This window comes from Mycobacterium venezuelense, from assembly GCF_054919535.1.
This window is the reverse complement of sequence record NZ_JBONDW010000038.1, coordinates 24,252-30,944: the sequence shown is the minus strand read 5'-3', so window position 1 is coordinate 30,944 and position 6,693 is coordinate 24,252. Positions and strand designations below refer to the sequence as shown.

The following is a 6,693-nucleotide window of genomic DNA, read 5'->3' as shown; positions in this document are numbered from 1 at the left end:
TGGCCAACACACCGCAATGCGTCGGCATTTCGCGCACGTTCGCGGGCCGGTAGGGTGACGTTCGGGCGCGCAGGACCGCCCGACGTCCGCTCGAAGAGGCTCAGCCTCCCTGCTGGTTAGTTGCTTGTGACCGACCTCTTCTCAGCCCGATTCGCGGACGCGGGCACATGAGAGGAGGCCGTGATGGCCAGCACCCTGCCCAACAATCCGTCCCTCGACCGTCTGCGCGACGAGTCCCGCAAGCTGCAACGTGGCGTCATCGCAGGCGATCCCAGTGCAACTGAACTCGTCCACCGTCATCACCCGCGGCCCGACATTGCGGTCGCGAAGGACCGCTTCCCACTTCACGATGCTCAGTTGACCGTCGCCCGGGCCTACGGATTCACCGGCTGGCCCGCGCTCGTGCATTATCTGGAGATCACTGGCGAGATCAGTGTCGACCCGAGCGCGCTCGACGAAGAGTCGCTCGATCCGCCGGATCGGTTCTGTGCGTGGGCGTCGTTGCGCTATAACGAAACCGACGCGCCACCCCGTTGGCGGGCCGCCGCCGAGTTGTTGGCCGCCGAGCCCGGCGTGGTCGACCGGCACGTGTGGGCGGCCGCCTCGGCGGCCGACGCCGACGCGCTTGCCCGGCATCTCGATGCGCGCCCCGAGTTGGCCGACACCGGCGGCGGCCCGTTCGGCTGGGTTCCGCTGATGTATCTGAGTTACACACGGGCACCAGTGGATCGGGGCCGCGACGACGTGCTGGCGGCAGCACGCCTGCTGCTCGACGCCGGCGCCGACCCGAACGCCGGATACCTTTGGTGCGGCATGTCGACACCGTTCACGGTGCTGACCGGGGTCTTCGGCGAAGGAGAACAGGGGCCACGTCGGCAGCCACGGCACCCCTTCGCCACCGGGTTGGCGACGCTACTGCTGGAACGCGGCGCACATCCGGTCGACCAGCAGACGCTCTACAACCGGATGTTCCGCCCGGATGACTCGCACCTCGAATTGCTGTTCGCACACGGCCTCACCCACGCCGGGCCGAGCCCATGGGAACGTCGCTTGGGCGAGGCGATGGAGACCCGCGCCCAGATGTGGCAGCGCCAAATCGACTGGGCCGCAACGCACGGCTTCACTGACCGGCTCGATCTTCTCGCCAGGCACGGAATCGATGTCGCCGAAGTGCACGTCGCCGCAATGGAGTTTCCGGACGACCCGAATGCCAGGGACGCGGACGGCGCGACGCCACTGCACACCGCCGCTTGGGCGGGAGACCTGGAGACGGTCCAGCGCCTGCTCGATGCGGGGGCCGATCCGTCGATCACCGACTCACGGTTCGAAAGCACACCACTGGGCTGGGCCGAGCACGCCTACCAGACCGAGGCCGCCGACCTGCTTCGTAAGTACACACACGAAAACCAGCAGGGCGGCGCCTAGCGGTTTTCGACGCGACTAGCTCGTGACCGCAGGCGTGGCAGGCGCCCGAAGCAGCCGCTGCGTGCAGTCCAGCAGCACGCGGTGCAGGTCTTCGTCGTTGACGTCGTTGAGCTCGGGGTCGGTGGCACTGCCGTAGACACCCGACATGAGCATCGACATCACGATCCGGCTCGCGGTGTCCGGGTCGGGCCCGAGCAGGATCGCGGTGAGCCGTTCGATGGTGGACTGCAGCTCGGCCCGGGTGTGGACGAGGCTGTCGATGACGGGATCACCGTGGAAGATCGCGGTGACGCGGCGGTGCCGCACGGAAAGCTCCACCATGCCGCTCACCGCGGCCTCGCGCCGGGCCTCGGGGGTGGACATCGCTTCGGCGATCCGGACCAGACGGATCATGTCGTCGAAGACCGGCTGCACGACGGCCAGCACGATGTCGTCCTTGGAGTGGAACTGGTAGTAGACCGCCGCCTTGCTGACGCCGAGCCGGTCGGCGATCATCTGCAACGACGTTCCGTTCACACCATGCTCAGCAAACAGGCCGAGCGCTGCTTCGAGCACCCGCTCGCGCGCAAACCCGCGCGGCGACACCGTCTTCGCCACACCTGTCCCTTCGTCGCGCTGAGCGTACCCAAGCGCGGGCTAGATCACACCGTCAATTTACCGAGCGACTTGATCGCAGTTAGCCGACTGTATAGGTTTCATTTGACATCCGGCAAGGACATCTGCGGGGAGGAGCCACCGTTGCCATATTCGTGCGTTGCGAGCCCCGCCGCAGCTCCGCAGCTCGATGAATACCTGCTCAGAGCCGCTGAATCCGGCATCCGTCAGGCCGTCTTCCTGGCGTCCGATCTCGACCCTAGACCTTACGTACTCCCGTGGCCGACCGGCACGACCGTCTACGTCGTGGACGAGCCGGCGATTCTCGACGTCAAGACCGAGGCACTGGCGGACGCACGCCCGACGGCAACGGTACGCCCGGTCGCCGCCGATCTCGGCCGGGACTGGACGACGCCGTTGATGCGCGCCGGCTACCGCGCCGACCAGGCGACGATCTGGAGCGTCGAGGGTCTGCTGCCCTACCTCCCCTTCGACGAACAGCGGCGAATGGTCGTCGACATCACCGCGCTCAGCGCCGCGGGCAGCAGGCTCGTCACCGAGATCTCGGCCAACCCGTTCCCGAGCATGGCGCAGTGCGGCGCGGATAAGGATTGGCGGGATTTCGCCGACGCCGACATGATCGTGAAGTGGCAGTGGCGCTTCGCAGCCGGCCAGTACGTGACTGCACACCTCCCATCCGAAAGGCCCACGAGCGAACATGAGGCTGTTGAAGCGGTTCTGGATTCCGTTGCTCATTACGGTGGTGGTGGTAGTCGGAGCGTTCACCGTCATGCGGGTACGCACCTTCTTCGGCGCCGGGGACGGGACCGGGATCGCCAGCGCGAAGGTCGATGACACCAAGCCGTTCGATCCCAAGGTCGTGGTCTATGAGATCTACGGCGAGCCGGGCGCGATCGCGGACGTGAACTATCTCGACCTCGACGCGCAGCCTCAGCGGATCGACGGGGTCGCACTGCCCTGGTCGCTGCGGCTGGAATCGACCGCTCCTTCGGTCTTTCCGAACATCGTCGCGCAGGGCAACGGCAGTTCGATCAGCTGCCGCATCACGGTCGATGACGAGCTCAAGGACGAGAGAACCTCCAACGGCGTGAACGCCCAGACCTTCTGCTTGGTGAAATCTGCATGAGCAACCACGACGCTCCCACTGACTCCTTCGCGACGCCCGGCGCCAAGCACAGCAAGCACGGCGGTATCGCCAAGCTGATCCGCACTTTCGCGATTCCGATCATCCTGATCTGGGTCGCCATCGTCGCGTTCCTCAATGTGAGCGTTCCCCAGCTCGAAGAGGTGGGCAAGCTACGGACGGTGTCGATGACGCCGGACGACGCGCCGTCGATGATCGCGATGAAGCGCGTCGGCGAGGTGTTCGAGGAATTCAAGTCCAACAGCTCGGTGATGATCGTGCTCGAGGGCGAACAACCCCTTGGCGACGACGCACACAAGTTCTACGACGAGATCATCGACAAGCTCGAGGCCGACAAGAAGCACGTCGAGCATGTCCAGGACTTCTGGGGCGACCCCCTGACCGCATCCGGTGCCCAGAGCTCGGACGGCAAAGCGTCGTACGTGCAGGTCTATACCGCGGGCAACCAGGGCGAGGCACTGGCCAACGAGTCCGTCGAAGCCGTGATGGACATCGTCAACAGTGTGCAGGCACCCCCGGGCGTGAAGGCCTACGTGACGGGCCCGGCCGCGATGTCAGCCGATCAGCAGATCGCCGGCGACCGCAGTATGCGCATGATCGAGGCGCTGACCTTCACGGTCATCATCATCATGCTGCTGATGGTCTATCGCTCCATCATCACGGTGATTCTGTCGCTCGTCATGGTGGTGTTCAGCTTGACCGCGGCGCGCGGCGTGGTGGCGTTCCTGGGCTACTACGAGATCATCGGGCTGTCGACATTCGCCACGAACCTGTTGGTGACGCTGGCGATCGCCGCCGCCACCGACTACGCGATCTTCCTGATAGGTCGTTATCAAGAGGCCCGCGGTGCCGGTGAAGACCGAGAACAGGCCTATTACACGATGTTTCACAGCACCGCTCACGTGGTGCTGGGCTCGGGTCTGACAATCGCCGGCGCCACGTTGTGCCTGCACTTCACCCGGCTGCCGTACTTCCAGACCCTGGGCATTCCGCTCGCGATCGGCATGACGGTCGTCGTCTTCACCGCCCTCGCGGTGGGGCCTGCGATCATCACGGTGGCGAGCCGGTTCGGCAAGGTGCTCGAGCCCAAGCGCGCCATGCGTACCCGTGGCTGGCGCAAAGTCGGTGCGGCAGTTGTGCGTTGGCCCGGACCGATCCTGATCGGGGCGACCGCTATTTCCCTCATCGGTCTGCTCACCTTGCCGGGGTACCGGACCAACTACAACGACCGCCATTACCTGCCACAAGATCTGCCGGCGAACTCGGGTTACGCGGCCGCCGACCGGCACTTCTCGCCGGCGCGCATGAACCCCGAACTGCTGCTGATCGAGACCGACCACGACCTGCGGAACTCGGCCGACTTCCTCGTCATCGAGCGCATTGCCAAACGCGTGGTCGGGGTGCCCGGAATTTCTCGGGTGCAGGCCATCACCCGCCCGCAGGGAACGCCGATCGAGCACACCTCGATCCCGTTCAACATCAGCATGCAGGGCACCACGCAGACGATGAACCAGAAGTACATGCAGGATCGCATGGCCGACATGCTGGTTCAGGCCGATTCGATGCAGGTCACGATCGACACGATGACCAAGATGATCGCGCTCATGGAACAGATGCAGGTCACCATGAACAGCATGGTCGGCAAGATGCACGACATGGTGGTTGATATTCGCGAATTGCGCGACCATATATCGGATTTCGACGATTTCTTCCGACCGATTCGTAACTATCTGTACTGGGAACCGCACTGCTACAACATCCCGATGTGTTACGCGATGCGGTCGGTCTTCGATGCGCTCGACGGGGTCGACACCATGACCGCCGACTTCGAGCAGATCCTCCCCGACATGGATCGCATGAACGCGTTGATACCGCAGATGCTCGCGACCATGCCGCCCATGATCGCGACGATGAAGACCATGAAGACCATGATGCTGACGATGCAGGCCACCAACGGTGGTTTGCAGGATCAGATGGCGGCGATGCAGGAGAACTCCACCGCCATGGGCGAGGCGTTCGACAAGGCCAAGAACGACGACTCGTTCTACCTGCCGCCGGAGACGTTCGAGAACCCAGAGTTCAAGCGCGGCATGAAGATGTTCCTGTCCCCCGACGGACATTCGGTGCGGTTCATCATCAGCCACGAGGGTGATCCGATGAGCCCCGAAGGCATCAAGCACATCGACGCGATCAAGTTGGCCGCCAAGGAAGCCATCAAGGGCACGCCTCTGGAAGGCTCCAAGATCTACCTCGGCGGTACCGCGGCCACGTTCAAGGACATGCAGGAAGGCGCGAACTACGACCTGCTCATCGCCGGAATCGCTTCGCTGTGCCTGATTTTCATCATCATGCTGATCATCACCCGCAGCGTCGTCGCTGCCGCGGTGATCGTCGGCACCGTTGTGATCTCGCTCGGTAGCGCCTTCGGTCTGTCCGTGCTGATCTGGCAGCACTTCCTCGGGCTCGAGTTGCACTGGATGGTGCTGGCGATGTCGGTCATCGTGTTGTTGGCCGTCGGTGCGGACTACAACCTGCTATTGGTATCCCGCCTCAAAGAGGAGATACACGCGGGCCTCAACACCGGCATGATCCGCGCGATGGGTGGCAGTGGTTCGGTGGTGACGGCCGCCGGTCTGGTGTTCGCGTTCACGATGATGTCGATGGCGGTCAGCGAACTGGCGATCATCGGTCAGGTCGGTACCACGATCGGCCTGGGATTGCTGTTCGACACCCTGGTCATCCGATCCTTCATGACGCCGTCGATCGCGGCACTGCTGGGCAAGTGGTTCTGGTGGCCGCAGATGGTCCGTCAGCGGCCGAAGCCGCAGCCGTGGCCCAAACCCGTTCAGAAGGATCCGCAGGACGCGCTCACCTGACGAGCGCTACCGCGAAGCCGTCCCAGCCCTTGGCGCCGACCGTTTGAATGGCCGCGGCGTCGAGGCGGGGATGGTTTCCCATGAGTTCCAGCATGTCGTGCACCGCGAGAGCCTGTGGGTCGTCGGCGGCCGGCTCGAGCACGCGGCCGAACCGGGTCACGTTGTCCACCACGATGACTGAGCCGGGCCGGCCCAGCTTGATGGCCCATTCGACGTAGGGGACGTTGTTCTCCTTGTCGGCGTCGATGAAGAAGAAGTCGAACACATCGCCGCGCTCGGCCAGACCTGGAAGGTTGTCCAACGCGGCGCCGACGATGATCTCAACACGGTCGGCGACGCCGGCCCGCTGCAGGTTCGCGCGGGCCACCTCGGCGTGTCGAGGTTCGTATTCGAGGGTTACGACGCTGCCGTCGGGGCGGACCCCGCGGGCCAGGTTGATGGTGCTGTAGCCGGCCAGCGTGCCGATCTCCAGCACTCGCCGCGCCCCGGAGATCGTGACCAGAAGCGACAGCAGTTTCCCGTACTGCGCCGACACCTCGATCGGGGGCATGTCCGCGGCCGGGCCAGATTCGCGCGCCGCGATCAGCGCGTCATCCTCCGTACGTAGCAGCTGATCGAACATGACGTCGACGT

The 6,693-nt window shown here is 64.4% G+C and carries 6 protein-coding genes; 4 read left to right on the top strand and 2 right to left on the bottom strand.

The genetic code is table 11. The features are described 5' to 3' along the window. The first annotated feature begins 183 nt into the window (after positions 1-183). Complete coding sequence (locus ACRCUN_RS33650; protein WP_462145931.1) at positions 184-1,425, top strand: ankyrin repeat domain-containing protein; 1,242 nt, start codon at positions 184-186, stop codon at positions 1,423-1,425. 15 nt (positions 1,426-1,440) lie between these two features. Here ACRCUN_RS33650 and ACRCUN_RS33645 read toward each other — a convergent pair whose 3' ends face one another. Further along, positions 1,441-2,022 (bottom strand): TetR/AcrR family transcriptional regulator, encoded by a 582-nt coding sequence (locus ACRCUN_RS33645; RefSeq protein ID WP_462145930.1) that lies wholly within the window; start codon positions 2,020-2,022, stop codon positions 1,441-1,443. Here ACRCUN_RS33645 and ACRCUN_RS33640 point away from each other — a divergent pair. The 3 genes from ACRCUN_RS33640 to ACRCUN_RS33630 are packed head-to-tail and all read left to right on the top strand — an operon-like array spanning position 1,945 to position 6,060. After that, positions 1,945-2,874, top strand: a complete 930-nt coding sequence (locus tag ACRCUN_RS33640) for an SAM-dependent methyltransferase (protein ID WP_462145929.1) — start codon at positions 1,945-1,947, stop codon at positions 2,872-2,874. The genes ACRCUN_RS33645 and ACRCUN_RS33640 overlap by 78 nt on opposite strands. Next, positions 2,780-3,166, top strand: coding sequence for an MmpS family transport accessory protein (locus ACRCUN_RS33635; RefSeq protein ID WP_462145928.1), 387 nt, complete (start codon positions 2,780-2,782; stop codon positions 3,164-3,166). The genes ACRCUN_RS33640 and ACRCUN_RS33635 overlap by 95 nt, the downstream gene beginning before the upstream one ends. Beyond that, the gene (locus ACRCUN_RS33630) at positions 3,163-6,060 is read left to right on the top strand and encodes an MMPL/RND family transporter (protein WP_462145927.1); all 2,898 of its coding nucleotides are present in this window, start codon (positions 3,163-3,165) and stop codon (positions 6,058-6,060) included. The genes ACRCUN_RS33635 and ACRCUN_RS33630 overlap by 4 nt, the downstream gene beginning before the upstream one ends. Here ACRCUN_RS33630 and ACRCUN_RS33625 read toward each other — a convergent pair. Further along, positions 6,053-6,682, bottom strand: coding sequence for an O-methyltransferase (locus tag ACRCUN_RS33625; RefSeq protein WP_462145935.1), 630 nt, complete (start codon positions 6,680-6,682; stop codon positions 6,053-6,055). The two genes, ACRCUN_RS33630 and ACRCUN_RS33625, sit on opposite strands and share 8 nt — an antisense overlap. Positions 6,683-6,693 lie beyond the last annotated feature (11 nt).